Annotated in this window: 25 protein-coding genes; 14 read left to right on the forward strand and 11 right to left on the reverse strand. The window is 71.5% G+C overall.

Annotation, left to right across the window (positions count from 1 at the left end; all coding sequences use genetic code 11):
- Together MZC64_RS18450 and MZC64_RS18455 are read right to left on the reverse strand one after the other, a co-directional pair.
- Window positions 1-1,362 (reverse strand): FAD-binding oxidoreductase, encoded by a 1,362-nt coding sequence (locus tag MZC64_RS18450; RefSeq protein WP_247757960.1) that lies wholly within the window; start codon window positions 1,360-1,362, stop codon window positions 1-3.
- Window positions 1,359-2,705, reverse strand: a complete 1,347-nt coding sequence (locus tag MZC64_RS18455) for an NAD(P)/FAD-dependent oxidoreductase (RefSeq protein ID WP_247757961.1) — start codon at window positions 2,703-2,705, stop codon at window positions 1,359-1,361. The genes MZC64_RS18450 and MZC64_RS18455 overlap by 4 nt, the downstream gene beginning before the upstream one ends.
- 157 nt (window positions 2,706-2,862) lie before the next feature.
- Between MZC64_RS18455 and MZC64_RS18460 the strand changes: the two genes are divergently transcribed.
- From MZC64_RS18460 to MZC64_RS18470, 3 genes are all read left to right on the forward strand, one after another.
- Window positions 2,863-3,549: a TetR/AcrR family transcriptional regulator gene (locus MZC64_RS18460; protein ID WP_247757962.1), complete on the forward strand. Its 687-nt coding sequence runs from the start codon at window positions 2,863-2,865 to the stop codon at window positions 3,547-3,549.
- 118 nt (window positions 3,550-3,667) lie between these two features.
- Complete coding sequence (locus MZC64_RS18465; RefSeq protein WP_247757963.1) at window positions 3,668-4,309, forward strand: GGDEF domain-containing protein; 642 nt, start codon at window positions 3,668-3,670, stop codon at window positions 4,307-4,309.
- Window positions 4,306-4,812: a phosphoribosyltransferase gene (locus MZC64_RS18470; RefSeq protein WP_247757964.1), complete on the forward strand. Its 507-nt coding sequence runs from the start codon at window positions 4,306-4,308 to the stop codon at window positions 4,810-4,812. Before MZC64_RS18465 ends, MZC64_RS18470 begins: the two co-directional genes overlap by 4 nt.
- A gap of 152 nt (window positions 4,813-4,964) precedes the next feature.
- Here MZC64_RS18470 and MZC64_RS18475 read toward each other — a convergent pair whose 3' ends face one another.
- Window positions 4,965-5,801 carry a LysR substrate-binding domain-containing protein gene (locus tag MZC64_RS18475; protein WP_247757965.1) on the reverse strand — a complete coding sequence of 279 codons (837 nt, stop codon included), beginning with the start codon at window positions 5,799-5,801 and terminating at the stop codon, window positions 4,965-4,967.
- Window positions 5,802-6,173: 372 nt separating this feature from the next.
- Here MZC64_RS18475 and MZC64_RS18480 point away from each other — a divergent pair, with 372 nt between their 5' ends.
- Both MZC64_RS18480 and MZC64_RS18485 read left to right on the forward strand, forming a co-directional pair.
- Complete coding sequence (locus tag MZC64_RS18480) at window positions 6,174-6,509, forward strand: helix-turn-helix domain-containing protein (RefSeq protein ID WP_247757966.1); 336 nt, start codon at window positions 6,174-6,176, stop codon at window positions 6,507-6,509.
- Between the two features lie 2 nt (window positions 6,510-6,511).
- Complete coding sequence (locus MZC64_RS18485; RefSeq protein WP_247757967.1) at window positions 6,512-9,424, forward strand: BTAD domain-containing putative transcriptional regulator; 2,913 nt, start codon at window positions 6,512-6,514, stop codon at window positions 9,422-9,424.
- 176 nt (window positions 9,425-9,600) lie between these two features.
- Here the strand turns inward: MZC64_RS18485 and MZC64_RS18490 are convergent, their stop codons facing one another.
- Window positions 9,601-10,074, reverse strand: coding sequence for a MarR family transcriptional regulator (locus MZC64_RS18490; protein ID WP_247757968.1), 474 nt, complete (start codon window positions 10,072-10,074; stop codon window positions 9,601-9,603).
- Window positions 10,075-10,179: 105 nt separating this feature from the next.
- Between MZC64_RS18490 and MZC64_RS18495 the strand changes: the two genes are divergently transcribed.
- Together MZC64_RS18495 and MZC64_RS18500 are read left to right on the forward strand one after the other, a co-directional pair.
- Window positions 10,180-10,734: a YceI family protein gene (locus tag MZC64_RS18495; RefSeq protein ID WP_247757969.1), complete on the forward strand. Its 555-nt coding sequence runs from the start codon at window positions 10,180-10,182 to the stop codon at window positions 10,732-10,734.
- 52 nt (window positions 10,735-10,786) lie between these two features.
- Entirely contained in the window at window positions 10,787-11,557 is a 771-nt protein-coding gene (locus tag MZC64_RS18500; protein ID WP_247757970.1) for a pirin-like bicupin family protein, read from the forward strand.
- A 376-nt stretch (window positions 11,558-11,933) separates the two neighbouring features.
- On the opposite strand, the gene MZC64_RS48715 is transcribed toward MZC64_RS18500, so the two are convergent.
- The 3 genes from MZC64_RS48715 to MZC64_RS18510 all read right to left on the reverse strand — a co-directional run bounded on the left by MZC64_RS48715 (window position 11,934) and on the right by MZC64_RS18510 (window position 14,609).
- Window positions 11,934-12,149: a hypothetical protein gene (locus tag MZC64_RS48715; protein WP_308301031.1), complete on the reverse strand. Its 216-nt coding sequence runs from the start codon at window positions 12,147-12,149 to the stop codon at window positions 11,934-11,936.
- A gap of 11 nt (window positions 12,150-12,160) precedes the next feature.
- Window positions 12,161-12,511, reverse strand: coding sequence for a maleylpyruvate isomerase N-terminal domain-containing protein (locus tag MZC64_RS48720; RefSeq protein ID WP_308301032.1), 351 nt, complete (start codon window positions 12,509-12,511; stop codon window positions 12,161-12,163).
- Window positions 12,512-12,632: 121 nt separating this feature from the next.
- Window positions 12,633-14,609: a S8 family serine peptidase gene (locus MZC64_RS18510; RefSeq protein ID WP_247757972.1), complete on the reverse strand. Its 1,977-nt coding sequence runs from the start codon at window positions 14,607-14,609 to the stop codon at window positions 12,633-12,635.
- Window positions 14,610-14,938: 329 nt separating this feature from the next.
- Between MZC64_RS18510 and MZC64_RS18515 the strand changes: the two genes are divergently transcribed.
- A complete protein-coding gene (locus tag MZC64_RS18515) occupies window positions 14,939-15,733 on the forward strand; it encodes an alpha/beta fold hydrolase (protein ID WP_247757973.1) in 795 nt (264 codons plus the stop codon).
- 122 nt (window positions 15,734-15,855) lie between these two features.
- The gene (locus MZC64_RS18520; RefSeq protein WP_247757974.1) at window positions 15,856-17,520 is read left to right on the forward strand and encodes a cytosine permease; all 1,665 of its coding nucleotides are present in this window, start codon (window positions 15,856-15,858) and stop codon (window positions 17,518-17,520) included.
- Here the strand turns inward: MZC64_RS18520 and yidC are convergent.
- The 4 genes from yidC to MZC64_RS18540 form a co-directional block, all read right to left on the reverse strand.
- On the reverse strand, window positions 17,472-18,146 hold the full coding sequence (yidC, locus tag MZC64_RS18525; protein WP_247757975.1) for a membrane protein insertase YidC: 675 nt from the start codon (window positions 18,144-18,146) through the stop codon (window positions 17,472-17,474). The genes MZC64_RS18520 and yidC overlap by 49 nt on opposite strands.
- Before the next feature lie 34 nt (window positions 18,147-18,180).
- Window positions 18,181-18,441, reverse strand: a complete 261-nt coding sequence (locus MZC64_RS18530; RefSeq protein ID WP_247757976.1) for a DUF6412 domain-containing protein — start codon at window positions 18,439-18,441, stop codon at window positions 18,181-18,183.
- Window positions 18,442-18,497: 56 nt separating this feature from the next.
- Window positions 18,498-19,178, reverse strand: coding sequence for an NIPSNAP family protein (locus tag MZC64_RS18535; RefSeq protein ID WP_247757977.1), 681 nt, complete (start codon window positions 19,176-19,178; stop codon window positions 18,498-18,500).
- Window positions 19,179-19,657: 479 nt separating this feature from the next.
- A complete protein-coding gene (locus MZC64_RS18540) occupies window positions 19,658-20,164 on the reverse strand; it encodes an Lrp/AsnC family transcriptional regulator (protein WP_308301033.1) in 507 nt (168 codons plus the stop codon).
- A gap of 163 nt (window positions 20,165-20,327) precedes the next feature.
- Between MZC64_RS18540 and pdhA the strand changes: the two genes are divergently transcribed.
- The 5 genes from pdhA to MZC64_RS18565 all read left to right on the forward strand — a co-directional run bounded on the left by pdhA (window position 20,328) and on the right by MZC64_RS18565 (window position 24,954).
- Window positions 20,328-21,413, forward strand: a complete 1,086-nt coding sequence (gene pdhA / locus MZC64_RS18545) for a pyruvate dehydrogenase (acetyl-transferring) E1 component subunit alpha (RefSeq protein WP_247757979.1) — start codon at window positions 20,328-20,330, stop codon at window positions 21,411-21,413.
- A gap of 3 nt (window positions 21,414-21,416) precedes the next feature.
- Window positions 21,417-22,406 (forward strand): alpha-ketoacid dehydrogenase subunit beta, encoded by a 990-nt coding sequence (locus tag MZC64_RS18550; protein WP_247757980.1) that lies wholly within the window; start codon window positions 21,417-21,419, stop codon window positions 22,404-22,406.
- A gap of 29 nt (window positions 22,407-22,435) precedes the next feature.
- Window positions 22,436-23,929, forward strand: a complete 1,494-nt coding sequence (locus MZC64_RS18555; RefSeq protein ID WP_247757981.1) for a dihydrolipoamide acetyltransferase family protein — start codon at window positions 22,436-22,438, stop codon at window positions 23,927-23,929.
- A gap of 99 nt (window positions 23,930-24,028) precedes the next feature.
- Window positions 24,029-24,406: a PLD nuclease N-terminal domain-containing protein gene (locus MZC64_RS18560; protein WP_247757982.1), complete on the forward strand. Its 378-nt coding sequence runs from the start codon at window positions 24,029-24,031 to the stop codon at window positions 24,404-24,406.
- Between the two features lie 2 nt (window positions 24,407-24,408).
- Window positions 24,409-24,954 carry a GNAT family N-acetyltransferase gene (locus tag MZC64_RS18565; protein ID WP_247757983.1) on the forward strand — a complete coding sequence of 182 codons (546 nt, stop codon included), beginning with the start codon at window positions 24,409-24,411 and terminating at the stop codon, window positions 24,952-24,954.
- Window positions 24,955-24,973: the final 19 nt, after the last annotated feature.

Below are 24,973 nucleotides of genomic sequence, written 5' to 3' on the forward strand. Positions count from 1 at the left end.
TCATTTCCCGTTGCGGCCGAAGCGAAGCGGCGCGCAACGTCCGGTGTGCAGCGAACGTCGGTCGGTCAGCTGGAGGAAGGTCTGGCGCAGCGGGTAGCGCAACCGGTCGAACACCGGCGCGGGGGTGGCCCCACCGCGATGCCAGGGCACGGTGGGCGGGGGCAGGGGTTTGCCGTGCAGGGCGGCGGCGAGCTGGCCGCTGAGCCAGCCCGCGGAATGCAGGGCGGGCGCGATGCCGCGGCCGTTCCAGCCACCGGCGAACCACACCCCCGGCCCGACCTGCCCGACGATCGGCATCCAGTCCGGGGTGGCGCCGCTGACCCCGGCCCAGGACCGGGCGATCCGCACCCCGTCCAGACTCGGGAACAGTTGGCGCAACTCACGTTCCAGCCGTCGCCAGGTGCCGCCGTCGACCCGGGGTTGCGCGCCGGGGGTGGTGCGCGGGTTGGCGGCGCGGCCGCCGCCGAGGATGAGGCGGCCATCCGGACTGAGCCGCACGTAGTTGAAGAAGGCCCGCGAGTCCAGCACCAGATCACCCGGCCGCAACGCGAGTCCGGCGAGCTGGGTGGCGGAGAGCGGTTCGGTGCACAGCGCCTGGGAACGGAACGGGACGATGGGCAACCGCACCAGTCCGGCCACGCGGGTGTAGCCGTCGATGGCGAGCACCACCTGGGCCGCGTCCACCTCGCCCCGGTCGGTGCGCACCCGCACCCGCTCCCCCGGTTCGACCGAGCGCACCGGCGAGCCCTCGTACACCTCGACCCCGCGGGCCAGCAGCACCTCGCGCAGTCCCCGGCACAGCCGCAGCGGGTCGAGCTGGTACAGCGGCGCGACTCGCAGCGCCCCGAATCCCCCTTGCAGGCCAAGGGTTTCCGCAGCTTCGCCCGGCGAAAGCCAGTCGGCCCGCATACCCAGGCGGTTCATGTCCGGGAGGTCGCCGGTGTACCGCTGGACGTGCTGGGCGGTGACCGGCAGCTGATACATCCGGCCCCGCACCAGATCGCAGTCGATGCCCTCGCTGGTGACCAGTTCCCGCAAGGCTGCCATGCCCTCCAGGGAGGCGCGGGTGAGCGAATCGGCCGCGGCGGGTCCGACCCGCTTGCGCAGCAACCGCATCGAGCCCCACACGCCGGGCCGGGCCAGTCCGGTGCTGTGCCCGGTCGCGCCGCCGCCGGCCACCACGGCCTCCAGCAGCACGATCCGCGCCGAGGGCAGTTCCGCGCGCAGCCGGTGCGCCAGGGACAGTCCGGCGATCCCACCGCCCACCACCACGATGTCCGCGCGGTGCTTACCGGTCAACGGCGGCAACGCGGGCGCCGCCGGCAGTCCGGCGCCCCAGGGCGAGGTGTGCGCGAGGCTCATCGGAGCGCCCCGGCGAGTTCCCTGGACAGGCTGGGCGCCTCGGTCGCGCGTTCCCGGAACGCCTTGCGCCGCAACAAGGACAGCCGCACCAGATCGCCGGCCTCCCGTGCCACCGAGGGCACCGGGGCGCCGGCGAGGACCTGACTGAGCGCACCGCGGGCCAGCCGGGTCGCGGTGAGCAGGGTATCCGCGGCCCGTTTGTCCGCCATCACCTCGTCCAGCCTGCGGACGCCCGTGGCGCCCAGACCGCGGAAGACCGCCTTGCGCAACGGGCCCACCGGGGCCGCATCGCCGAGTTCCTGGCTGTACCAGAAGTTGGCCAGCTCGGCCGCGTCCCGCTGCTGTGCCCAGTGTCGCAACCGATCCGGCTGGGCCCGCTGATCGTCCCAAGTGGACAGCAGTGCCTCGGCCAGGGCAGCGGAGTTGCGCAGCGCGTCGGTGATGCCGTGGCCGATGGTGGCGTCCTTGGCGTGCCCGGCGTCCCCGGCCAGGGCCCAGCCCGGTCCGTAGGGCTGGCGGAAGAAGCACGGATAGCCGCTCATCCGGCGCAGTCCGCCCACCGGCTCGCCGCCGCCCGCCAGCTCGGCGATCTCCGGGCTGACCTGCGCCACCCAGGGCAGCAACGCGTCCGGTCCGCTGCGCCGGAAGTCCACCGGATCGCCCACCGGCGGTTGCGCGCACAGGTAGTACTCCTCCGCGCCGGTGGGCAGGATGTGCGCCAGCCGGGCGCCGACCCGGTGCCACAGCAGCACTCTCGGCAGCCGTTTACCGCGGTAGTACCGCCACACCTGGCCGCGTCCGCTGCGGAAGGTCAGGTACTGCGCGGCGTGCACCCAGCGGGCCACCGGCGAGCTGCGCCCGTCCGCGCCGACGACCAGGCGGGCGTGCACCGGCCGCACCCGGCCGTCCCGGTCCGCGACCTCCACCCCGGCCACCCGGCCGGCCACCCGCAGCAGTCCGACCACCGGTTGTCCCAGATGCACCAGTGCGCCCGCCGCCCGCGCGCGCTCCAGCAGCAGGTTGTCCAGCAGTTCCCGCGGCGGGCACAGCCCGGGATCGTGCGGATGCCGGAAGGTCAGCCGCAGCTCGTCCAGGCGCACCTGGACCTCGGGCAGCGGCGGCACCCCGGCGGCGACCAGGTCGTCGTAGACGCCCTCGGCCCGCAGGTCCGCGGTGCCGTGCAGGATGTGCGTGGACAGCGTCGGCCCGATCTCCACGGCCCGCTCGTACACCGCCACCCGCAGCCCGGCCCTGGCCAGTCTGGCCGCCAGCGCGGCGCCCGCGACCCGGCCACCGACCACCGCGACGTCCACAGTGGACGTTGTTCTCCCGGATCCAGCCATCGCGATCACACCCCTTCGTCTCACCGGAACAGAGACCGGTCAGTGGCGGAGCGGATACACGTGATCGCACAGCGCGAAAAAGTTGGCGCTACCCGGTATCCACCGGGCCGCCGACCAGCTCTGTTGGGGCAGACAGGCAGCCGAGCGCGGAGGAACGATGGACACTCCCCTGGAGCACAGCACGGTCCGCCGCCCGTGCGGGCCACGGCGCAGGCGGATGGCCCCGGCCGCACGGCGGGCGGAGCTGGTGGAAACCGCTATCAGGGTGATCACCACGCACGGGGCCGGGATCAGCATGGATCAGCTCGCCGCCGCGGCCGGGGTGAGCAAACCCCTGCTGTACCACTACTTCTACGACAAGGCCGGCCTGCTCAAGGCCGCGGGCGAACGGGCAACCGAGCTGATGCTGGCCCGGTTACGGCCCGCGCTGGCCGAGCTGCGCGGGGTCGGCGTCCGGGAACGCTGGATCCACGGTGCGGTGGAGGCCTACCTGGCGGTGATCACCGAACACCAGTGGCTGTACCGCTTCACCGTGAGCAACGCGGCCATCGGCAAGCACGCCGCGCCGGATCCGATCATCGCCGCGCTGGCCGACGTGCTCGGCGAGATCCCCGGCCTGCGCCCGTCCCCGCCACCAGACCCGGTGCGCTACGCGCTGGCCGGGATGGTGCAGGCGGTCTGCCACTGGTGGCTGGAGCACCGGCGACCGGGCCGGGCCCAGCTGCTGGCCCAGCTCAGCCGGATGATCGAGCACACCGTGGCAGGCATGTCCGCGCTGGCCACAGTGGAGTCAGCCCCGCTGGAGTCGGTCCCCGTCGACCTGCCCAGCCCGCAGACCGGATAGACGTCCGGCAGTCCCCCAGACCGACGTCTGTCCACCCCAGGCGGCGAGGGACCGTGAAATCCCACCGACCCGCGAGGTCCCTCGCCGCCTGGTCCCAACGAACATGGGTGCCACCGGGATGAACCACCGACAGAGCAGGCCCTCGGCCCGCTGCCGCTCCTGTGGACACGAGCCACGAGCCTGGGCCACCGACAAGCTCACCGGACTGCTGGACCGCTGGGGCTGGGACGCCGAGGCCGGTCGCGCACTGGCCGCGGCCCGCCGCCGGGACGAACCCGCCGCACTGGTGCTGCTGGACCTGGACCACTTCAAACGGGTCAACGACACCCTGGGCCACCCGGCAGGGGACCGGGTGCTGCGCGCGGTGGCCTCGGTGCTGCGCCAGGTCACCGAGGCCGACCCGGTCGGCGCGGGCGCGGTGCTCGGCCGCTACGGCGGCCACGGCGGCGACGAGTTCCTGGCCTTCCTGCCCGCTGGCGACCTGGCCGCCGCGGCCGGCCTGGCCGGCGCGCTGCGCACCGAGGTGCGCGCACTCCAGGTCCCGGCCCGCACCGTGCGCGGCCCGCGCACCATCACCGACCTGACCGTGTCCATCGGCCTGGCCGAACACCGCCCCGGCACCCGCACCCGGCTGGCCGACCTGGTGCTGGCCGCCGACGCGGGCCTGCTGGCCGCCAAACGCGCGGGCCGGGACCGGGTGCGCGGCGCGGAGCCCACCCTGCGCCGACTCGCCTGGGATGAGCGAGGATTGCCGGCATGACGGCAGCACCGGAGGACCGGGAGAACCTGACCTACAGCCTGTTCGGGGACTCGATCCGCGACCTCGCGCAGACCATCGCCGACGACGGCTACGCCCCGGACATCATCCTGTCCGTGGCCCGCGGCGGCCTGTTCGTGGCAGGCGGCCTGGGCTACGCGCTGGCGGTGAAGAACCTCCATGTGATGAACGTCGAGTTCTACACCGGCGTCGGCACCACCCTGGACATGCCGGTCATGCTGCCGCCGGTACCCAACGTCATCGACCTGTCCGGGGCGAAGGTGCTGGTCACCGACGACGTCGCGGACACCGGCAAAACGCTCAAACTGGTGCACGACTTCTGCGCCGACCACGTGGCCGACGTGCGCTGCGCGGTGATCTACGAGAAGCCGCACTCGCTGGTGAAATGCGAGTACGTGTGGCGGCACACGGACAAGTGGATCAACTTCCCGTGGTCGGTGCTGCCCCCGGTGGTCAGCCGGGCAGGCCAGGTCCTGGACGCCTGAGCCGATCAGCGCGGCTCCAGTCCCGCACCAGTCTTAGCCCCGCACCCGTCTCCGCCCCGGCACCAGCGGTCGCGGTGGCCGCGACCCGCCGCCACCGCGATCCCAGCCCCGCCCAGCACTGCCTCGCCTCGCCCCGCGACCAGCGCCCCGCTCTACGGCCAGCGCGCCGTCGTGATCAGCTGCGTCAACGCCGCCGCCGGCCCGTACCCGGCCCGCCGCCCACCCAGCACCGCGAAATCCACCTCCGCCAGCGGCGGCAGCTCCGCCTCCACCGGCACCAGCCCCTCCGGCACCACCGACCGCGCGAACACCGCCACCCCCAGTCCGGCCAGCGCCGCCGCCCGCAACCCGTTCAACCGGTCGCTCCAGCACCCGATCCGCCACTGCAACCCCCAGGCCCGCAACGCCTCCAAGGCCCGTGCCCTGGTCAGGCTGGGTTCCGGGTACAGCACCAGCGGGATCGGCTCGTCCTTGGTCAGCCGCAGCCCCGGCCTGCCCACCCACAGCAGGGGTTCCCGCCACAGCAGGTGGCCGTCGGCCTCGGTGCGGCGTTTGGCCAGCACCAGGTCCAGACCGCCCGCGGCCAGCCGGTCGTGCAGCACACTGCTCAACTCGACGGTCAGTTCCAGGTCCACCAGCGGATAGGTCTCCCGGAAACGCTGCAGGGTGGCCGGGAGGTGGCCCAGCACCAGGTCCTCGCAGACGCCAAGGCGCACCTTGCCGCGCAGTTCCGGGCGGGCGAAATAGGACATGGCCAGGCGTTCCTGGTCCAGGATGTTGCGGGCGAAGCCGATCAGCGCCTCGCCGTCACCGGTCAGGGTCACCGAATGGGTGTCCCGCACGAACAGCTGCCTGCCGGTGACCTGCTCCAGCCTGCGCACGTGCTGGCTCACCGTGGACTGGCCGATGCACAGCCGCCGGGCCGCCTCGGTGAACCCGCCGGTCTCGGCGACGGTGAGGAAACTCCGCAACCACACCGGGTCAAGCACGGGCTGGTCCTGTCACGTTCCGCACAACACCGGCCTACCACGACGGGCGGTACGTGGCAGGCCGGTGCGCCGGCACGCACATCCGCCGGCGGCTGGGGGCCGTCGGCTGGATGGCCTCCGGGATGACGGAGAGCACCGGTTCCTGGTGGCTGAACGCGCGGGCATGCTGCTCAGCGCACCGGTGACTCCGAGGTCGTCACGGGGCGTCACACCGTCCGCACTGAGACATCACTCCTGACCCCCTTCGCGCCAACCCCTGCGGTTCACCTGCACGGGTCATCCTGCCGCCGCACCGGCCCGGCGGAAACAAGTCGATCATGATCACTGTTATCGCGAAGCCCGATAAGAGGGCGGCCCACTACCCTGGAGGGCATGGCCGAGGACTGTCCCGACCACCGGAGCTGCGATGGCGCGCTGGTCCGGGTGTTCGGGCTGCTCGGGAAGCGCTGGAACGGGGTGATCATCGGCACCCTGGCCACCGGCTCGGCCGGATTCGCCGAACTGCGCCGGGCCATCGGCGGGATCAGCGATTCGATGCTGTCCGACCGGCTCACCGAACTGGCCGCCACCGGACTGGTGCGCCGCGAGGTCAAGGACGGCCCGCCGCTGTCGGTCTCCTACCAGCTCAGCCCCCGGGGCGCCGCGCTGCTGCCCGCGCTGGACGCGCTGGCCAAGTGGGCCGCCGAACACCTGCCGGCCGACTGCTGAGCATGCGCTTCGGTTTCCTCGGCCCGGTCCAGGCCCACCAGGATGACGGCACCCCGGTCGATCTGGGCGGCCCCAAGGTCCGCACCCTGCTCGCGCTGCTGGCCGCCGAGGCCGGACGGATCGTGCCGGCCGAGGCACTCGTCGACGGCCTCTACGCCGACACCCCGCCCGAGGGCGCGGCCAACGCGTTGCAGTCCCAGGTCTCCCGCCTGCGCCGGGTGCTCGGCCCCGGCCTGGTCGAGTTCCACCCGACCGGCTACCGGCTGGCCGTCGATCCGTCCACAGTGGACGCCCACCGGTTCGCCGCACTGGCCGCCGAGGGCCGCGCCGCACTGGACCGCGGCGAACACCTGGCCGCCGAGGAACACCTCACCGCGGCGCTGACCCTCTGGCGCGGCGAGCCACCGGCCGAACTCGGCCCCAGCCGCTGGCCCGAACTGCACCTGACCGCGATCGAGGACCACGCCAGGGCCGCGCTCACCCTCGGCCGCCCCGGCCTGGTCCCGGCCCTGCGCGAACACCTGGGCGCGCACCCGCTGCGGGAACGCCTGTGGGCGCTGCTGATCCGCGCCCAGCTCGCCGACGGCCGCCCCGCCGAAGCCCTAGCGGCCTTCGAGCAGGCCCGCACCCGGCTGGCCGAGGACCTCGGCGCCGACCCCTGCGCCGAACTCGCCGAGGCGCACCGGCTCGCGCTACACGGCGACGACCGGCGCGTCACCCCGCTGCCCGCCCAGCTCACCAGCTTCATCGGCCGCGCGGACGAACTCACCCGGGTCCGCACGCTGCTGCGCGAACACCGGCTGGTCACCCTCACCGGCCCCGGCGGCGCCGGCAAGACCCGGCTGGCCATCGAGGCCACCGCGGACACCCCGGCCTGCTTCCTCGCCCTGGCCCCGCTCACCGAGGGCGCCGACCTGCCCCGTGCCCTGCTCGCCGCGCTCGGCGCGCGCGAGGGCGCGCGGGAGCCACTCGACCGGTTGCGCGCCGCGCTGGCCGATCGGCCACCCCTGCTGGTGCTGGACAACTGCGAACACCTCATCCAGCCCGTCGCCGAACTGACCGCCGACCTGCTGCGCGCCAACCCGGCCCTGCGCGTGCTGGCCACCAGCCGGGAGGGACTCGGCATCACCGGCGAGGCCCGCCACCCGGTGCCCAGCCTCGACCCGCGGGCCGCGGCCGCCCTGTTCGCCGACCGCGCCCGCACCGCCGACCCCGGCCACGACCCGGCCGCGCACCCGGACCTGGTCGAGGGCATCTGCCAGGCCCTGGACGGCCTGCCGCTGGCCATCGAACTCGCCGCCGCCCGCGTGCGCACCCTGCCGATGGCCGACATCGCCGCCCGCCTGGACGACCGCTTCGGCCTGCTGGCCAGGGGTGACCGCACCGCCGCCGCCCGGCATCGCAGCCTGCGCGGCGTGGTCGAGTGGAGCTGGGACCTCCTCGACGGCCCCGAGCGGGTGCTCGCCGGACGGCTCACCGTGTTCGCCGATGGCGCCACCCTGCCCGCGCTGACCGAGGTCTGCGCCGTGCCCGACCTGCTCGGCGCACTGACCGGCCTGGTGGACAAATCCCTGGTCACCAGGCACGGCGAGCGCTACCGGATGCCCGAGACGATCCGCGCGTTCTGCGCCGAACGCCTCGCCGACGCGGGCGAGACCACCCGCCTCCGGCACGCCCACGCCCAGCACTTCCTGGCCCTGGCCCAGCAGGCATCGCCCAGCCTGCTGCGCGCCGAACAGGTCGACTGGCTGGCCCGCCTGGACGCCGAGCACGACAACCTGGTCGCCGCCCTGCGCTGGAGCATCGACACCGACCAGCCCACCGCGCTGCGCCTGACCGCGGCGCTGGCCCCGTACTGGTGGCTGCGCGGCCGCCGCGCCGAGGGCGCCCACCTCACCGGCCCGCTGACCAGCCAGTTGGGTGCCACCGCCCCGCCGGAGCTGGCCGAGGAGTACGCGATCTGCGTGCTGACCACCGCCTTCGGCACCCCGGACCAGACGCACCTGCGCGCACAGGTGGACGAGGTCCGCCGAGTCCTGGAGACCCGCACCAGCGCGCCCCGGCAGCCCCTGCTCTGGGTGCTGTGGGGCGTGGTCGCCGGCCCGCCCGCGGATCTGGAGGCCACCGCCCGCCAGTACGACGCGATGTTCACCGCCGACCCGTGGAGCCGGGCCCTGCGGGACCTCAGCCACGGCGTGGTCGCGGTCTACCGGGGCGACACCGTCACCGGCGAAACCCACCTGCGCACCGCGCTGACCAGCTTCCGCGCCCTGGGCGAACGCTGGGCCACCATCCAGGCCCTCGCCGACCTCGCCCCGCTCGCCGAACGCCGCGGCGACCGGGTGCACGCGCACGAGCTGTACGCCGAAGCCATCACCCTGGCCCAGGAACTGGGCGCCACCGAGGAAGCCGCGGACCTGCTCAACCGCCGCGCCGCCGGTCACCTCGACCACGGTGACCTGACCGCCGCCCACACCGACCTCACCCAGGTCGCCATCCTGGGACGTCAGGCCGGCGCACCGGACTGGGTGGCCACCGCGCAACTCGGTCAGGCGGAACTGGCCCGCCGGACCGGCGACCTCGACACGGCCCGCACGCTCTGCGCACAAGCCCTCGCCGCCAGCCCACCCGGCGCGTTCGCCACCGAGGAACTGCGCTGCCGATCCCAGACCACCCTGGCCCGCATCGAACTAACCACAGGTCACCCCGAAACTGCAAAACGCCTGCTCACAGAGGCCTTCGCGGTAGCGTCGGCACGCGGCAACCTCCCCCTGCTGGCCACCGTCCTGGCCATCCTGGCCGACCTCACCGGCGACCCGGAACTCCACCAGGCCACCACCGCCCTCAACACCCCCGCCCCAACCCCCGAGGCCGCCACAACCGCCTTGGCCCTCGCCACCCACCACCTCGCCTGACCCCCTCCCACAACGGCAAACACCCCCTCCCATTCCGGCAAACACTCGCGACAACACCGCCCACCCCCTCCGAGTGTTGGCCGTTGTGGACGGTGTGTTGGCCGTTATGGACGGTGCGTTTGCCGTTGTGGACGGCGTGTTGGCCGTTGTGGGGCGGCAGGTGTGGGCGGGCGGGGTTACTCCTTGGGGCAGTTCGCGGTCTCGATGTTGGTCAGGACCTGCTCGCACAGCGCGGTCAGCTCGCGCACCTGGCCGTCGTCCAGGGCGTCGAACATCAGCCGTCGCACCACCGCCACGTGACCCGGCGCCGCGCCCTCGATCGCCGCCCTGCCCTGCTCGGTCAGCTCGATGAACGAGCCCCGCCGGTCCTCCTCGCAGCCCGCCCTGGCGATCAGCCCGCGTTTCTGCATCCGGCCCAGCTGGTGCGAGACCCGGCTCTTCTCCCAGTTCAGCTGCTTGGCCAGCTCCAGCACCCGGATCCGCGGCTCGGGCAGCTCGCTCAGGTTCACCAGCACCTCGAACTCGGCCAGGGACAGGTCCGATTCGGCCTGGAGCTGGCGGGCGATGCGCACGGTCAGCTCGGCGTGCACGCGGATGAAGGCGCGCCAGGCCTGCTGCTGGGAGTCATCGAGCCATCGGGTGTCGGTCACGGCACCCAGTCTAGCGGAATAGTTGACACATCAACATCGGTTGTGCAGGATGTAGATGACACGTCAACCAGCCGACGTGGCCAGACCTGAACCAAGGAGCACACCATGACCTCCACCCTCTCCCTCAGCGAGCTGACCGGCGACTACGCGATCGACGCCGCGCACAGCCGGGTCGGTTTCGTGGCCAGGCACGCGATGGTGACCAAGGTCCGCGGCGCCTTCAACGAGTTCGACGGCCGGATCAAGATCGACGGCGACAACCCGGCCAACTCCTCGGTCGTGGTGACCATCAAGGCCGACAGCATCGACACCCGCAACGCCCAGCGCGACGAGCACCTGCGCGGCAGCGACTTCCTGGAGCTGGAGAAGTTCCCGCAGATCCAGTTCGTATCCACCTCGGTGGCCCAGGACGGCAACGACTTCGCGCTCACCGGCGACCTGACCATCAAGGACGTCACCCGCCCGGTGACCATCGACTTCACCTTCGAGGGCACCGCCAAGGACCCGTTCGGCAACGTCCGGGCCGGCTTCGAGGGCACCACCACGATCTCCCGCAAGGACTTCGGCATCACCTGGAACGCGGCGCTGGAGACCGGCGGCGTGCTGGTCAGCGACAAGATCGTGCTCGAGTTCGAGGTCTCCGCGGTCCGCGCCGCCTGACCGTCCGCTTCGGACAGTCCACATCGGACGACTGACCCGAAAGGAAAGAAGGATGACGAGGACGCTGAGTCCCCGGACCGATATCCGGCGCGCTCGCGACCGGTCGGCCACGAAGATCGACTGGCTGGACTCGAAGCATTCCTTCTCCTTCGGGCGCGGTTACGACCCGGCCAACACCCACCACGGGCTGCTGCTGGTCAACAACGACGACGTGGTCAGTCCGGGCACCGGGTTCGACACCCACCCGCACCAGGACATGGAGATCGTCACCTGGGTGCTGCGGGGCTCACTCGTGCACCAGGACTCCACCGGTCATTCCGGGGTGATCTACCCCGGCCTGGCCCAGCGGATGAGCGCGGGCAGCGGCATCCTGCACTCGGAGAAGAACGACTCCTGGCGCCTGCGGGGCGGGGTCGAACATGTCGATCCGGTGCATTTCGTGCAGATGTGGGTAGTGCCGGACGAATCGGGGATCACGCCGGGCTACGAGCAACTGGAGATCGACGACCAGTTGCTCGCCGGCGGCCTCGTTCCGGTTGCCTCCGGAATGGATCGGCACCAGGGCGAGTCGGCGATCCGGATCAAGAACAAGTACGCCGCACTGCATGCCGCCCGGCTCGGTCCCGGGCAGTCCGTGACCCTGCCGGAAGCCCCGTTCCTGCACCTCTTCGTGCCGCGTGGGGCAGCCACACTTGAAGACTCCGGTGCGCTGGCGACCGGTGACGCGGTGCGATTCACCGCCACCGGCGGCCAGCGAATCACCGCCACCGAGGACGCCGAGATTCTCCTCTGGGAGATGCACGCGACACTCGCGAGCCAATAGTTCACATATACGAATGCAGCCGGTGAAGACGGCGGTTTCACCGGCTGCATTCTGGTCCGTCGGACTTATTTCACACCTTACATTAACCGCGCGCCTCGTTTCGACCCCAACAATCCATGCAAAGGATTGCCCGCACACAATGGACAGATTCTCGTAAGAAATCCGTTGCCCAGCCGGGATCGGGCTACGTTCGGTCCGCCGCGCCGCACCGGGCGCCGACCACCTGCCGCGACCACCCTGGCCGAACGCGCGCCCCAGGTCACCACCAGCGGGAACCCACTGCCGTGCCCGGTGGCCACGACGTCCACAGTGGACGATTCGATGGCAGTGCGCACCGCGCCCGGTTTCGCCGGGCGCGACATCACTCCCCTGGCACTCAGCCCGCAGGCGCCCACCGCGGATCCCGGCCGCTGAGTCCGAGCAGCCGGTCCAGCGGGGACGCCTCCCCGGCCACCTCCACCGCGGGCCCGAACAACCCCTCGGTGCCTTCCGGCCCGGAGAACGGCTCCACGAAGACCAGCGCCGCGGCCACCTCCGCGTCCGTGGCCAGGTAGTCCTGACCGGTGGCGCGGGCCACGTCCCAGCCGTGCACGACCAGCTCGTTCAGGTGACCTGCCCGGCCATCTCGCCGGGCATGTCCAGGCCCCCGGCCTTGGTCATGCCGGTCCAGGCGGCCGGATCCCGCCAGGCCACGGCCAGTTCGCCGAGTTGCGCCGCGATGGTGCCGCGCCAGTCGGGCTCGAGCCGGGCGGCATCGCCGTCGGGCACCAGGTCGTCGCTGGGTGCTTTGCCCGCGGCCTGGGTGAAGGCGAGCGCGAGCGTGCCGATGTGCTCGATCAGGTCACCCAGCCGGTAGTTCGCGCACGGCGTCGGCCCGGTCAGTTGCTCATCGGTGACGCGGGCGAGCAGCTCCGTCATCCGGGCGGCGGCGGCACCGTGGTCGATCATGGTCATCTTGTCCTCCCCAGGGTGTGGTGCGGGCCACTCAACCACACCCCTCTGACACCGGGCTGTCAGCGGCCTGCCGCCCGCTCCGGAGAGCGGGCGGCAGGCCGGGTCAGTCAATCCAGGCTGGTCAGAAGCCGTAGATCCGCCAGCCGAAGCTGGTGGTGCCCTTGGCCCCGCCCGCGTCCGTGCCGGTGACGGTCACCGTGTAGGTGCCCGCCTTGGTCGGCGTGCCGGAGACCCGACCGGCCGGGCTGATGGTCAGACCGGTCGGCAGGCCGGCCGCGGTGTAGGTCAGCGCACCGCCCGCGGTGCTGGAGCCGCTGAGCTGCAGCGGGGTGACCGCCCAGTTCACGAAGCCCCACTGGTCGCTCGGCTTGGTCACGGTGACCGTGCCGCCACCACCGTCGGAGGTGACGGTCCAGCCGAACTTGGCGGTGCCGGTCTTGCCGTCGGCGTTGGTCACCGTCACCGTGACGCTGCTGCTGCCCGCGGCGGTCGGCGTGCCGGAGATCAGACCGCTGGCAGAGTTGATGGTCAGCCCGGCCGGCAGGCCACTGGCCGCGTAGGTCAGGGCCTTGCCGCCCGCGTCGGTGGCCTTGATCTGCAGCGAGGCGGCCTGGCCGACCTTGCCGCTCTGGTCACCGGGGCCGGTCACCGAGACCGGGCTGGCCGGGCCCTCCACGGACTCCTTGGCGTCGACCAGGCCCTCACCGTAGAAGGAGTTCTTCGCGGTGCTGCCGGTGCAGCGGGTCTCGCCGGCGGGGCAGGCGATGTCGTTGGCCTGGGCGGCCAGCTTGGCCCGCAGGTCGGTGGTGGTGATGCCGGGGTTGACGCTGGCCAGCAGCGCGGCCACACCCGCGACGTGCGGGGAGGCCATCGAGGTGCCGGACTTGGCGCCGTACTGGCCGCCGAGCACGGTGGAGTAGACGTTGTCGCCCGGCGCGGCCACGTGCACCTTGTCGGTGCCGTAGTTGGAGAAGGACGACTTGACGTTGCTGCCGTTGACCGAGGACACCACGACCACACCGGGCAGTTCGGTGGGCAGGCTCTGGCAGTCGTCGGTGACGGTCCGGTTGACCGGGGTGGAGTCGTTGGGGCTGGTGCTGTCGGTGGTCTTCTTGGCCAGGTTGTAGTTCTCGTTGCCGGCCGCGGCCACGTTCAGCACGTTCTTGCCCTCGGCGTAGCCGACCGCGCGCTTGACGCCTTCCAGGATCGCGGCCTGGTCGTTGTCGGTGGGGCAGGCGAACAGCCACGGGTCGGTGTAGTAGCTGTTGTTGGTGACCTGCAGGCCCTTGTCACCGGCGAAGACGAAGGCGCACACGGTGTTCTCCGGGAAGAACAGCTGGGTGCCCGCCTCGGCCACCCGCACCGAGGAGATCTTCACCCCCGGCGCGACGCCGACCATGCCCTTGCCGTTGCGGGCCGCGGCGATGGTGCCGGCCACGTGCGTGCCGTGGTCGCCGACCGGGCGCCAGGAACCCTCGCGGGTGTCCAGCTTGCCGTAGGCGCAGGAGGCCGACTTGCCCGCGTCGAAGTTCGGCTTGAGGTCGTAGTGCTGGTCGTCGACGCCGGTGTCCAGGACGCCGACGGTGACCGAGGCGGAGCCGGGGTTGATGTCCCAGGCCTTGTCCGCGCCGATCTGGGTCATGTCGGAGCGGTTGGTCTCGGCCGCGGTGGGCGTGGTCTGGCTGGGCGAGGGCGGGATCGCCGGGTTGGCGGCGGCCGCGGGCACGTCGGAGGTGCGGGTGGCGCCGACCTTCTGCACACCCTGGGCCGGGCGGACCTTGGCCGCGAACTCGGCGTCGGTGGAGTGCGCCACGATGACGCCGATGGCGTCGTAGGAGGCGTAGACGGTGCCGCCGTTGCTGGTAACGGCGGTCTTACCGGCCGCGACCTGGCTCGGTTCGGTGATCACGAAGTAGGCGCGCAGCCCGGCCTGCTTGTCCACCGGCACCGGCTGGGCCGGCTTCTTGCCGGCGATCTCCACCGGGGCGGGGCCCGGCGTGGGTCCGGGGGCGCCGATGGCCAGCGCCGGGGTGATGACGGCGGCGCCGACGCCAAGGGCGAGGGCTAATGCCGTCCGCCGCAGGGGAAACCGTTTCACGTCAGGGTCCTTTCGCAGGGGTGTCCGCCGCCACGGCGCGGGGCACGCGATCGGCTCGGAACGTAATCCGGAACACACCGGACCCGGTAGGGCGCTTTGGCGACACTGGCCGGATCCCGCCACCCACCCTTATCGACATCAACGCCCTGAGCTGCGGCGATAGCAGCATTCTGTGGCAACAAACGGAAAAACCCGCCCCGCCTGGCCGCAACCCCGCCCACCCGATCGGCCGCACCCGGGGTGTTGACAGCCAGACCGCGGGTGCCTACTGTCCTCACCAGACAGAACGAACGTTCTTTCTCGAAGTCCCGCCAGTACCGGAGGAAGCCATGTCCCGCCGTTTCTCCCTGCGCACCAAGCTCTTCGCCGCCGCCCTGGGCGTCGCCGCGTTGTTCACCACGCTCGCCCCGGCCGCGGCCGGCGCCGAGGACAGCGGCTTCGCCGGCCCCAAGCCCACCATCGTGCTGGTGCACGGCGCCTTCGCCGACGCGGGCAGCTGGAACGAGGTCACCCAGCGCCTGCAGCGCAACGGCTTCCCGGTGCTCGCGGTGGCCAACCCGCTGCGCGGCGTGGCCACCGACTCCGCCGCCGTCCGCCAGGTCGTGGACAGCGTCAAGGGCCCGGTCATCCTGGTCGGCCACTCCTACGGCGGCACCGTGATCAGCCACGCCGCCGCGGGCGACAAGGACGTCAAGGCCCTGGTCTACATCGCCGCCTTCGCCCCCGCCGTCGGCGAGTCCGCCGGCCAGCTCTCCGCGGGCGGCAAACTCGGCCCGGACACCACCCGCCTGGTCGGCAACGACCTCTACATCAAGTCGGAGAACTTCCACGAGGTCTTCGCCGCCGACCTGCCCCGCCGCACCACCGCCCTGATGGCCGCCGGCCAGCGCCCGATCGACGCCGGCGCCCTGGGCTTCCAGGCCACCGCCGCCGCCTGGCAGGACATCCCCAGCTGGTACCTGGTCGCCAAGCAGGACAACGCCATCCCGGCCGACTCCCAGCGCGCCATGGCCACCCGCGCCAAGTCGCACACCACCGAGGTCAACGCCTCGCACGCGGTCTCGGTCTCCCGGCCGGACGCGACCTACGCGGCGATCCTGGGCGCGGTGCGCGGCACCCGCTGACTTCTCCGCTGACCGAGGCGCCCGTTGTCCCGCAAGGGAGAGCGGGCGCTCGGCGTTGCCGGAACGTGTTCGTCACGCCCGCGCCGCACAGCCGAAACACGGTGTTCTTAGCGTCCGCAGGCATGACGGTGGACGAGCAGGTGGCAGCTCGCCGGGTGGACGCGGGTACCCGGGAGACGCTGGAGGACTACACACTGCGGTTCGCGCCGCGGAGCTACCGGCGCTGGACGCCCGCGGTGGTGGGCGGGTCGGCGCTGGGTGGCATGGCGTACATGGCGGACTTCTCGATCGGCGCCGGGATCGGGCTGAATCACGGTACGCTCAACGCGTTGTTGTCGATCCTGGTGGCGGCCGGGGTCATCTTCGTGACGGGTTTTCCGCTGGCCTACTACGCGGCGCGGTACAACCTGGACCTCGACCTGATCACCCGGGGCTCTGGTTTCGGATACTACGGGTCAGTGCTCACGAGTGTGATCTTCGCGAGTTTCACGTTCATCTTCTTCGCCCTTGAGGGCTCGATCATGGCCCAGGGACTGCGTTTTGGGCTCGGGTTGCCGTTGTGGCTGGGTTATCTGGTGTCCACGTTGGTGATCATTCCGCTGGTGGTCTACGGGATGCGCACGCTGGCCCGGTTGCAGACCTGGACGAACCCGTTGTGGCTGGTGCTGATCGTGTTGCCGCTGGCCTACCTGGTGCTGGCCGATCCCGGTTCGGTGCAACGGTTCCTGGACCACCCTGGCAAGGGGTCGGGGCAGGTGACGGCGGCTGCGGTGATGCTCGGGGCCGGGGTGTGCCTGTCGTTGATGGCGCAGATCGGTGAGCAGATCGACTACCTGCGGTTCATGCCGCCGCGGACGGCGGCGAACCGGCGGTCCTGGTGGACCGCGGTGGTGCTGGCCGGGCCGGGCTGGGTGGTTTTCGGCGCGCTGAAGCAGGCGATCGGGGTGTTCCTGGCCGTCTACATCGCCGACAGCGTGGGGCTGACCCGGGCGGTGGAGCCGATCGAGCAGTTCACCGCGGCCTTCCGGCAGCTCATGCCGGGCTGGCTGGTGGTGCCGCTGGCCTTGCTGCTGGTGGTGCTGAGCCAGGTGAAGATCAACGTGACCAACGCGTACTCGGGTTCGCTGGCCTGGACCAACTCCTGCACCAGGGTCACCCGGCGGTACCCGGGGCGGCTGGTGTTCGTGGTGGTCAACCTGGGCATCGCGCTGGCCCTGATGGAGGCGGACATGTTCAGCTTCCTCAACGGCCTGCTGAGCTTCTACTCCAACTGCGCCATCGCCTGGGTGGTCACGGTGGCCACCGACATCATGGTCAACAAGCGGCTGCTGGGACTCTCACCGACCGTCCCGGAGTTCCGCCGCGGCATGCTGTACGCGGTCAATCCCGTTGGCGTGGTGTCCTTCCTGGCCTCCTCGGGCATCTCGATCGCGATCTACTTCGGCCTGTTCGGCGACGCCCTGCAGCCCTACTCACCGCCGGCCGCGGTGCTGATCGCGCTGGTGCTGACGCCGCTGCTGGCGGTGCTCACCAAGGGCCGGTTCTACCTGCGGCGCACCGACGACGGGATCGACGAGCCACTGCTGGACGCCGACGGCAACCCGAGCGGCACCCGGTACGAATGCGTGGTGTGCCACCAGGAATACGAGCGGCCGGACGTGCTCGCCAGCGCGGCCGGTGGCGTGATCTGCTCGCTGTGTCTGAGCACCGACCGCACCGGCGTGCACGTCCTGCCCGCTCAGGCTCGCACGGGCGCCGGGATCTCCTTGGGCACCACGGCGTCGTAGATCGCGCGCTGGGCGATGGTCCAGGTGGTCGTGGTGAGCAGGTAGATCGCGGTGGCCAGCGGCAGGAACAGGCTGAACACCACCAGGACGAAGGGCAGCAGGCGCACCAGGACGCTCGTCGTGCCCGTCCGCGCGGCGAGTTGTCCTGACCAGTAGGCGGTGCCGGCCAGCAGCAGGAGCAGGCCGGCTGCGACCAGTGGGTGCGTGCCGAGCAGGGTGAAGACCCGCTCGCCCAGTGGCGCGCCGAACAGGTCGTGTGCGAGCAAGCCGTTGGGCTGCCCGGCCACTGTGTCGGAGAGGAACAGCCGGTACATCACGAAGAAGAACGGCGCCTGGGCCAGGGTGGGCAGCATCCCGGCGAACAGGGAACCGCTGCCGGCCTGCGCCTTGGCCAGTTCGCGTTCCAGCCGCTTCGGGCTGTTCTTGTGGGTTTCCTGGAGGTCGCGGAGTGTGCTCAGCCAGGCCGAGCGCTTCCGTTCGCCGCGCAGGGCGGCCAGGCTCAGCGGCAGCAGCAGGGTGCGCACGAGCAGGGTGAAGACGATGATCGCGCCGACGGTGTGCAGGGGGCCGCCGAGGGCGGACACCACGAGGTACGCGCCGTGCACCGGCGCGTCGAAGATGGACATGTGTGACCCAGTTTTCGCTTGTGAGGTAAGGAGATCAGGCGAAGGCGCGGGTCACGCCGGGGGCTCGGGGACGGGGACGGCCGGGGGCGTCCGGATCACCGAGGCGGAGATAGCGGTTGTGTGCGATGCGGCCGAGCAGGTCCGGGGTCCAGGGCTGCCCGGCGGCGGGCAGGCTGCGCCGGACCTGGGCGGCGAGCTGGGTGGTGAGCAGGACAGCCAGCAGCGCCACGACCGCGATCGTGGTCAGCAGCAGTGTGTCGGGCGACCCGACCAGCGCCAGCCAAAGCCCCTGCACGCCAGGTCAACGCGCGACGGGCGGGCGGAGTTCCCGCCGCCGCCCGCCCGGCTCCGCTACTGCAGCGCCGACCCCGTGGTGGGCAGCAGCGGCAGCCCGGTCGGCTCGGCACGCAACCGGTCGCGCAGCCGCACCCAGGCCGCGGTGCGCACCCGGGCCGACTCGTGAGCGGCCAGTGCCACCGTCGAGCTGAACCGGGTCAGCCAGAGGAAGGCATGCTCGCCGGTGCGCACCGGCAGCCGGGGGAAGGTGTTCGCCGCGTACTCGGTGCTGAACGCGGCCCGCGCGGGCGCGCCGGTCTCGGCGAGCATCGGCTCGACCTCGTCCCGGAAGAGCGCGCGGAACTCCGCGTCCACCGGGCGGTCCAGGAAGCACAGCGTGGCCAGGTAGACCCCGGGCCAGGCGCGCAGGCCGGCGGACAGCTCGCCGGACTCGGGGCGGAGCAGCAGCACGTCGTCCGAGTCGATCATCGTGGCGTTGGCCGCGGCCCGGTGCTCCGCCCATACCGGGCCGTCGTAGAAGGCGGTCAGCGCGGCCTGGCGGGTGGCCATGTCCGGGAAACCGCGCAGCCAGACGAACCGGTCCGGGTCCACCGGGGTGCGGAACTGGCCGAGCAGGCGGATGCCGACCGCCTCCTGGGTGGCCACGAACTCCCGGTCGAACAGCTCGATCAGGTCGTCCCGGCGACCCGGATGGAGGGTGTATTGACGCAGTTCGATCACGGAGGGGTACGACATGGGGCTCCTCTGTCCAGGGAGCCGCACGGTATGGCCCTTTCACTGCCATCTTCTGACAGTGTTTGGCGCCTGTGACCGCTCACACGCCCACACACAGTCACATACTGTTAAGAAACTTGATGGAGCATCACCCGTTTGTTGGCCTCATTCCGTTGAGACCCAAGTCACAACGTGCGATCCTGTGACGCAGGGATCACCACAGTGGGGAAGGCTGTGATCGTCAATGGCGACCGAAGCAGATGCCTGGTCAACGTTGTTGGACACCTATCGACAGGCGGCGGTTCAGACCCTGAGCTGCCATTTCTGCGCCGACAACCGGTGCAGCGCCTGCAACCAGGTCTGGCCGTGCACCGCGGCCTGCGCCGCCGAGTTCACGCTCGATCTGGACTGAGCGGCACACCGGCAACACCTGAACCAAGCACCCGCGTCACCACCTGAGCCCGTCGCATCGGCCCGTCCGAACGCGGCGGGCTCCCGTGTTACCCAGAGAACACACCCGTCTCCCGTTCCAGCACGCCGACCAGCGGCAGCACCCGGTGCGGGACCCTGGCGTTGAGCGCGACCTCGGTCCGGGTCCGGACCACGCCCGGTGTGTTGATCATCCGCTCGATCACCGCTTCCAGGTGCCGGTTGTCCCTGGCCACCACCCGGCACAGGATGTCGCCCTCCCCCGCGATCGAGTGCGCCTCGATCAGCTCGGGAATGGCCGCCAGGCTGCGCGGGACCTCGGCGAAGCGCTCCTGCGAGACGTCCACGTGTACGAAGGCCAGCACCGGGTAGCCCATCGCGGCCGGGGACAGCCGCGGCGCGAAGCCGTCGATCACCCCGTCCTTGACCAGCCGGTCCAGCCGCGACTGCACCGTCGCCCGCGCCACACCGAGCAGGCGGGCATACTCGCGCACGCCCGCCCTAGGCTGCTCCATAACCAGCCTGAGCACCGCGAGGTCGAGTTTGTCGAAGGACGTCGAAGACGACGAAGTGGTCACTGGGCCCCTCCGGAGGACGGTTCAGTACCGGTTCAGGAAGGGTGACCGGCGCCACCCGACTGTGCCATTGGTAAAGAATTTGCGCCAGCTATTGAGCCAACGGCCAGGTTTCGCTGAGATGGGCCACACTACTTGGCAGCGGAGCCGAGGAGAGGAGCACGCGGTGACCGTCACCACGGACCAGATGGTCCAGCTGATCACCCCGACGGGTGAGCGGCGGCCGCACCCCGTGTACGAGGGGCTGATCGCCGATCTGGACGGCGCGGCCCTGCGCGGGTTGTACGAGGACCTGGTGGTCGTGCGGCGGATCGACGCCGAGGGCACCGCCCTGCAGCGGCAGGGCCAGCTCGGGCTGTGGGCGCCCATGCTCGGCCAGGAGGCCGCGCAGATCGGCTCCGGCCGCGCGCTGCAGACCGAGGACTTCGTCTTCCCCAGCTACCGCGAGCACGGCGTGGCCTACTGCCGCGGCGTCGACCCGGCCGACGTGTTCGGCATGTGGCGCGGCACCAGCCTGAGCTGCTGGGACCCCTACGACATCAACATGGCCATCCCGGCGATCATCATCGGCGCCCAGGGCCTGCACGCCACCGGCTACGCGCTGGGGCTCAAGCGGGACGGGGTCGAGGCCGCCGCGGTCGCCTACTTCGGCGACGGCGCCACCAGCCAGGGCGACATCGCCGAGGCGCTCGGCTTCTCCGCCACCTACCAGGCGCCGGTGGTCTTCTTCTGCCAGAACAACCACTGGGCCATCTCCGAGCCGGTCGGCCTGCAGGCCCAGGTGCCGATCTACCAGCGCGCGGCGGGCTACGGCATGCCCGGCATCCAGGTGGACGGCAACGACGTGCTCGCCGTGCTCGCGGTGACCCGCTGGGCGCTGCAGCGCGCCCGCGAGGGCAGCGGACCGGCGCTGATCGAGGCGGTCACCTACCGGATGGGCCCGCACACCACCGCCGACGACCCCACCCGCTACCGCCCCACCGGCGAGCTGGAGGAGTGGCGCGAACGCGACCCGCTGGCCCGGATGCTGGCCCTGCTGCAGCGCGAGGGCCTGGCCGATGAGGCCTACCTGGAGGGCGTGCAGGCCAAGGCCGACGCGGTCGCCGCCGAGCTGCGCGCGGGCTGCCTGGCCCTGCCCGACCCGGCGCCGCTGAGCATGTTCGACAACGTCTACGCCGAAGCGCACCCCCTCGTCGCGGAGGAGCGCGCCCAGTACGCGGCCTACCTCGACGGGTTCGAAGGGAGCAACTGACCGATGGCGACCACCAGGATGTCCATGGCCAAGGCCCTCAACGCGGGGCTGCGCAAGGCGATGGAGCAGGACCCCAGGGTCGTGCTGATGGGTGAGGACATCGGCAAGCTGGGCGGTGTCTTCCGGGTCACCGACGGCCTGCAGAAGGACTTCGGCGAGGACCGGGTGATGGACACCCCGCTGGCCGAGTCCGGGATCATCGGCACCGCGGTCGGCCTGGCCTTCCGCGGCTACCGGCCGGTCTGCGAGATCCAGTTCGACGGCTTCATCTACCCGGCCTTCGACCAGATCGTCTCCCAGGTGGCCAAGCTGCACTACCGGTCCCAGGGCAACGTGAAGATGCCGCTGACCATCCGGGTGCCCTTCGGCGGCGGGATCGGCGCGGTCGAGCACCACTCCGAGTCGCCGGAGGCCTACTTCGCGCACACCGCCGGTCTGCGCGTGGTGGCCTGCGCGGACTCCGATGACGCCTACGGGATGCTGCAGCAGGCCATCGCCAGTGACGACCCGGTGCTGTTCTTCGAGCCCAAGCGGCTCTACCAGCACAAGGGCGATGTCGACCTGGACCGCGCGCTGACCAGCCGGGAACCGCTGCACCAGGCCCGGATCGCGCGCAGCGGCACCGACCTCACCGTGGCCGCCTACGGCCCGGTGGTCGGCACCGCGCTGGCCGCCGCCGAGGCCGCGGCGGAGGAGGGCGTCTCGATCGAGGTCGTCGACCTGCGCACGCTGTCCCCGGTGGACTTCGACACGCTGGAGCAGTCCGTGCTGCGCACCGGCAGGCTCGTGGTCACGCACGAGGCCGCGGTGTTCATGGGCATGGGCGCGGAGATCGCGGCGCGGATCACCGAGCGCTGCTTCTACCACCTGGAGGCCCCGGTGCTGCGGGTCGGCGGGTTCCACCTGCCCTACCCGGCCAGCAAGCTCGAGGAGCACCACCTGCCCGACCTCGACCGCCTGCTGCACGCCACCGACCGCGTGCTCGCGTACTGATCCCCTCACCTGAGTTTCCTGGAGCGGAAGTGGCCGACCTCAAGCAGTTCAACCTCCCCGACCTGGGGGAGGGCCTCACCGAGGCCGAGCTGATCACCTGGCACGTGGGCCCCGGCGAGACGGTGGCGCTCAACCAGATCATCGCCGAGGTGGAGACCGCCAAGGCCGCGGTGGAGATGCCCTCGCCGTACGCGGGCACCGTGGTGGCGCTGCACCACGAGCCGGGCAGCACGATGGAGGTGGGCTCGCCGTTCATCACCATCGACTGCGGTGGCGAGGGCTCGGCCCCCGTACCCGCCGCTGCCCCGCCCTCGGCTCCGGAGCCCGCCGCCGAGGCGCCCGCGGAGCGGGAGAGCGTGCTGGTCGGCTACGGGGCGAAGACCTCGACGAGTAACCGGCGGCGTCCGCGCAAGGACACCCCGGCCCGCCCGGCGAGCACCCCCGCGACCCAGCCCGCCGCACAGGTCGCGACCCAGCCCGCTGCTCCTCCGGTCGCCGTCCAGGCGGCACCCGCCCGGACTGCCCCGGCGGCGTCCACCCAGCCCGCCACCCGGACCGCCCCGGCGGCACCCGTCGGCCCCGCGGCCTCGGCTGCGCCCGGCTCACTCGCCGCGCGCAGCTCCCGGCCCGCGGCCAAGCCGCCGGTGCGCAAGCTGGCCAAGGACCTCGACATCGATCTGGCCACCGTGGTCGGCACCGGCCCGCAGGGCACGATCACCCGCCAGGATCTGTTGTCCGCCAACGGCAACGGCACTCCCGCCCCCGCTGTGGCCCCGGTCGCCGAGCCGGTCGCGCCCGCCGCGCCCGCGTTCGACCCGGCCGCCAGGGAGGACCGCATCCCGGTGCGCGGGGTGCGCAAGCTGACCGCGGAGGCCATGGTCGCCAGCGCGTTCACCGCGCCGCACGTCACCGAGTTCATCACCATCGACGTGACCCCGACCATGGAGTTGCTGGCCGAGCTGCGGGAGAGCCCCGCCTTCGCCGGGATCAAGCTCACCCCGCTCGCGCTGATCGCCAAGGCGCTGCTGCTCGCGGTGCGCCGCAACCCGACGGTCAACTCCCGCTGGGACGAGGCGAACCAGGAGATCGTGCTCCCCCGCTACGTCAACCTGGGCATCGCCGCGGCCACCCCGCGCGGGCTGATGGTGCCCAACATCAAGGACGCCGACCGGCTCAGCCTGATCGATCTGGCCAAGGCCCTCGGCGAGCTGACCCTGACCGCCAAGGACGGCAAGACCCCGCCGGCCGACCTGAGCGGTGGCACGATCACCATCACCAACGTCGGGGTGTTCGGAGTGGACACCGGCACGCCGATCATCAACCCGGGCGAGGCCGCGATCCTGTGCCTGGGCGCGATCCGCAAGCAGCCCTGGGTGCACAACGACGAGCTGGCGATCCGGCAGGTCACCACGCTCGCGCTGTCCTTCGACCACCGGCTGGTCGACGGGGAGCAGGGGTCCCGGTTCCTGGCCGACCTGGCCGCGATCCTGTCCGACACCCGCAACTTCGTCGCTTACGGCTGAGTCGCGATCGGGGGTGGCGGAACGGGATCACCGCCGCCCCCGATCGTGCGATACTGGGCGCTGCTCCAACCGGGTGTCCTAGGGGAAGGGACGAGCGGAATGCCGTTCGTAGGCGTGTTCGGGCTGTTGGTACTGGCCCTGTGGATCTTCTGCATCATCGACGTGATCCGCACGCCCGACGGCGAGACCAACCACCTGCCGAAGATGCTGTGGCTGATGATCGTGATCATCATCCCCACCATCGGTTCGATCGTGTGGCTGGTGCTCGGCCGTCCGCAGGGCCTGCTCAGCAACGATCCCGGCGCCCGGGGCGCGAACCCGAGGGTGGCCAACCGGTTCCCGGAGTACGACCGGCCGGGCAGGCACGTCGCGCAGAGCCCGGATGACGACGAGGCGTTCCTGCGCAGCCTGCGCGAGCGGGTCGAAGAGCAGCGCCGCGCCGCCCGTCAGCAGGACAAGAAGGAAGACGACAAGTAGACGTGCTGCTGGACCCGGCCGACTGCGCCCGGGAGCTGGACTGCGGCCGGTTCACCCTGCGCCGCCTGGACCCGGTCCTCGACCTGGACCTGCTGCACGCCTGGATGAACGATCCCGCCGTGGCCGAGTTCTGGGAACTGGCCAGACCCCGGCCGGAGATCGCCGACTACCTGCGTTTCCAGTCCGGCAACGGCTATTGCGCGCCCAGCCTCGGCCTGCTGGACGGGGTCCCGATGAGCTACTGGGAGCTGTACGACCCGTGGCTCGAGGGCCTGGCCGGGCACTACCCGGCCGAGCCAGGCGACATCGGCCTGCACCTGCTCATCGGCCCCGGCTCGGCCAGGGGACGTGGACTGGGCGCCCCGCTGCTGCGCGCGGTCACCGACTGGCAGTTCGCCCAGGACCAGCGGGTCCGGCGGATCGTGGCCGAGCCCGATGTGCGCAACCTGGCCTCGATCCGGGTGTTCGAGCGCGCCGGTTTCGCCTGTCACGGCGAGCTGGACCTGCCCGGCAAACGTGCCGCTTTCATGATCCGCGCCACCACCTGAACGCGACTTTCCCCGTCTA

It is taken from the genome of Crossiella sp. S99.2 (assembly GCF_023094165.1).
Taxonomy (GTDB): domain Bacteria; phylum Actinomycetota; class Actinomycetes; order Mycobacteriales; family Pseudonocardiaceae; genus Crossiella.

What these genes read in the sequence shown, in the direction of transcription:
- MZC64_RS18450 (WP_247757960.1), bottom strand. Translation starts at nt 1,362, where the DNA reads ATGAGCCTCGCGCACACCTCGCCCTGGGGCGCCGGACTGCCGGCGGCG.
- MZC64_RS18550 (WP_247757980.1), top strand. Translation starts at nt 21,417, where the DNA reads ATGGCGACCACCAGGATGTCCATGGCCAAGGCCCTCAACGCGGGGCTG.
- MZC64_RS18470 (WP_247757964.1), top strand. Translation starts at nt 4,306, where the DNA reads ATGACGGCAGCACCGGAGGACCGGGAGAACCTGACCTACAGCCTGTTC.
- MZC64_RS18460 (WP_247757962.1), top strand. Translation starts at nt 2,863, where the DNA reads ATGGACACTCCCCTGGAGCACAGCACGGTCCGCCGCCCGTGCGGGCCA.
- MZC64_RS48720 (WP_308301032.1), bottom strand. Translation starts at nt 12,511, where the DNA reads ATGACCATGATCGACCACGGTGCCGCCGCCGCCCGGATGACGGAGCTG.
- MZC64_RS18485 (WP_247757967.1), top strand. Translation starts at nt 6,512, where the DNA reads ATGCGCTTCGGTTTCCTCGGCCCGGTCCAGGCCCACCAGGATGACGGC.
- MZC64_RS18495 (WP_247757969.1), top strand. Translation starts at nt 10,180, where the DNA reads ATGACCTCCACCCTCTCCCTCAGCGAGCTGACCGGCGACTACGCGATC.
- MZC64_RS18515 (WP_247757973.1), top strand. Translation starts at nt 14,939, where the DNA reads ATGTCCCGCCGTTTCTCCCTGCGCACCAAGCTCTTCGCCGCCGCCCTG.
- MZC64_RS18455 (WP_247757961.1), bottom strand. Translation starts at nt 2,705, where the DNA reads ATGGCTGGATCCGGGAGAACAACGTCCACTGTGGACGTCGCGGTGGTC.
- MZC64_RS18480 (WP_247757966.1), top strand. Translation starts at nt 6,174, where the DNA reads ATGGCCGAGGACTGTCCCGACCACCGGAGCTGCGATGGCGCGCTGGTC.
- MZC64_RS18520 (WP_247757974.1), top strand. Translation starts at nt 15,856, where the DNA reads ATGACGGTGGACGAGCAGGTGGCAGCTCGCCGGGTGGACGCGGGTACC.
- MZC64_RS18535 (WP_247757977.1), bottom strand. Translation starts at nt 19,178, where the DNA reads ATGTCGTACCCCTCCGTGATCGAACTGCGTCAATACACCCTCCATCCG.
- yidC (WP_247757975.1), bottom strand. Translation starts at nt 18,146, where the DNA reads ATGTCCATCTTCGACGCGCCGGTGCACGGCGCGTACCTCGTGGTGTCC.
- MZC64_RS18560 (WP_247757982.1), top strand. Translation starts at nt 24,029, where the DNA reads ATGCCGTTCGTAGGCGTGTTCGGGCTGTTGGTACTGGCCCTGTGGATC.
- MZC64_RS18500 (WP_247757970.1), top strand. Translation starts at nt 10,787, where the DNA reads ATGACGAGGACGCTGAGTCCCCGGACCGATATCCGGCGCGCTCGCGAC.
- MZC64_RS18465 (WP_247757963.1), top strand. Translation starts at nt 3,668, where the DNA reads ATGAACCACCGACAGAGCAGGCCCTCGGCCCGCTGCCGCTCCTGTGGA.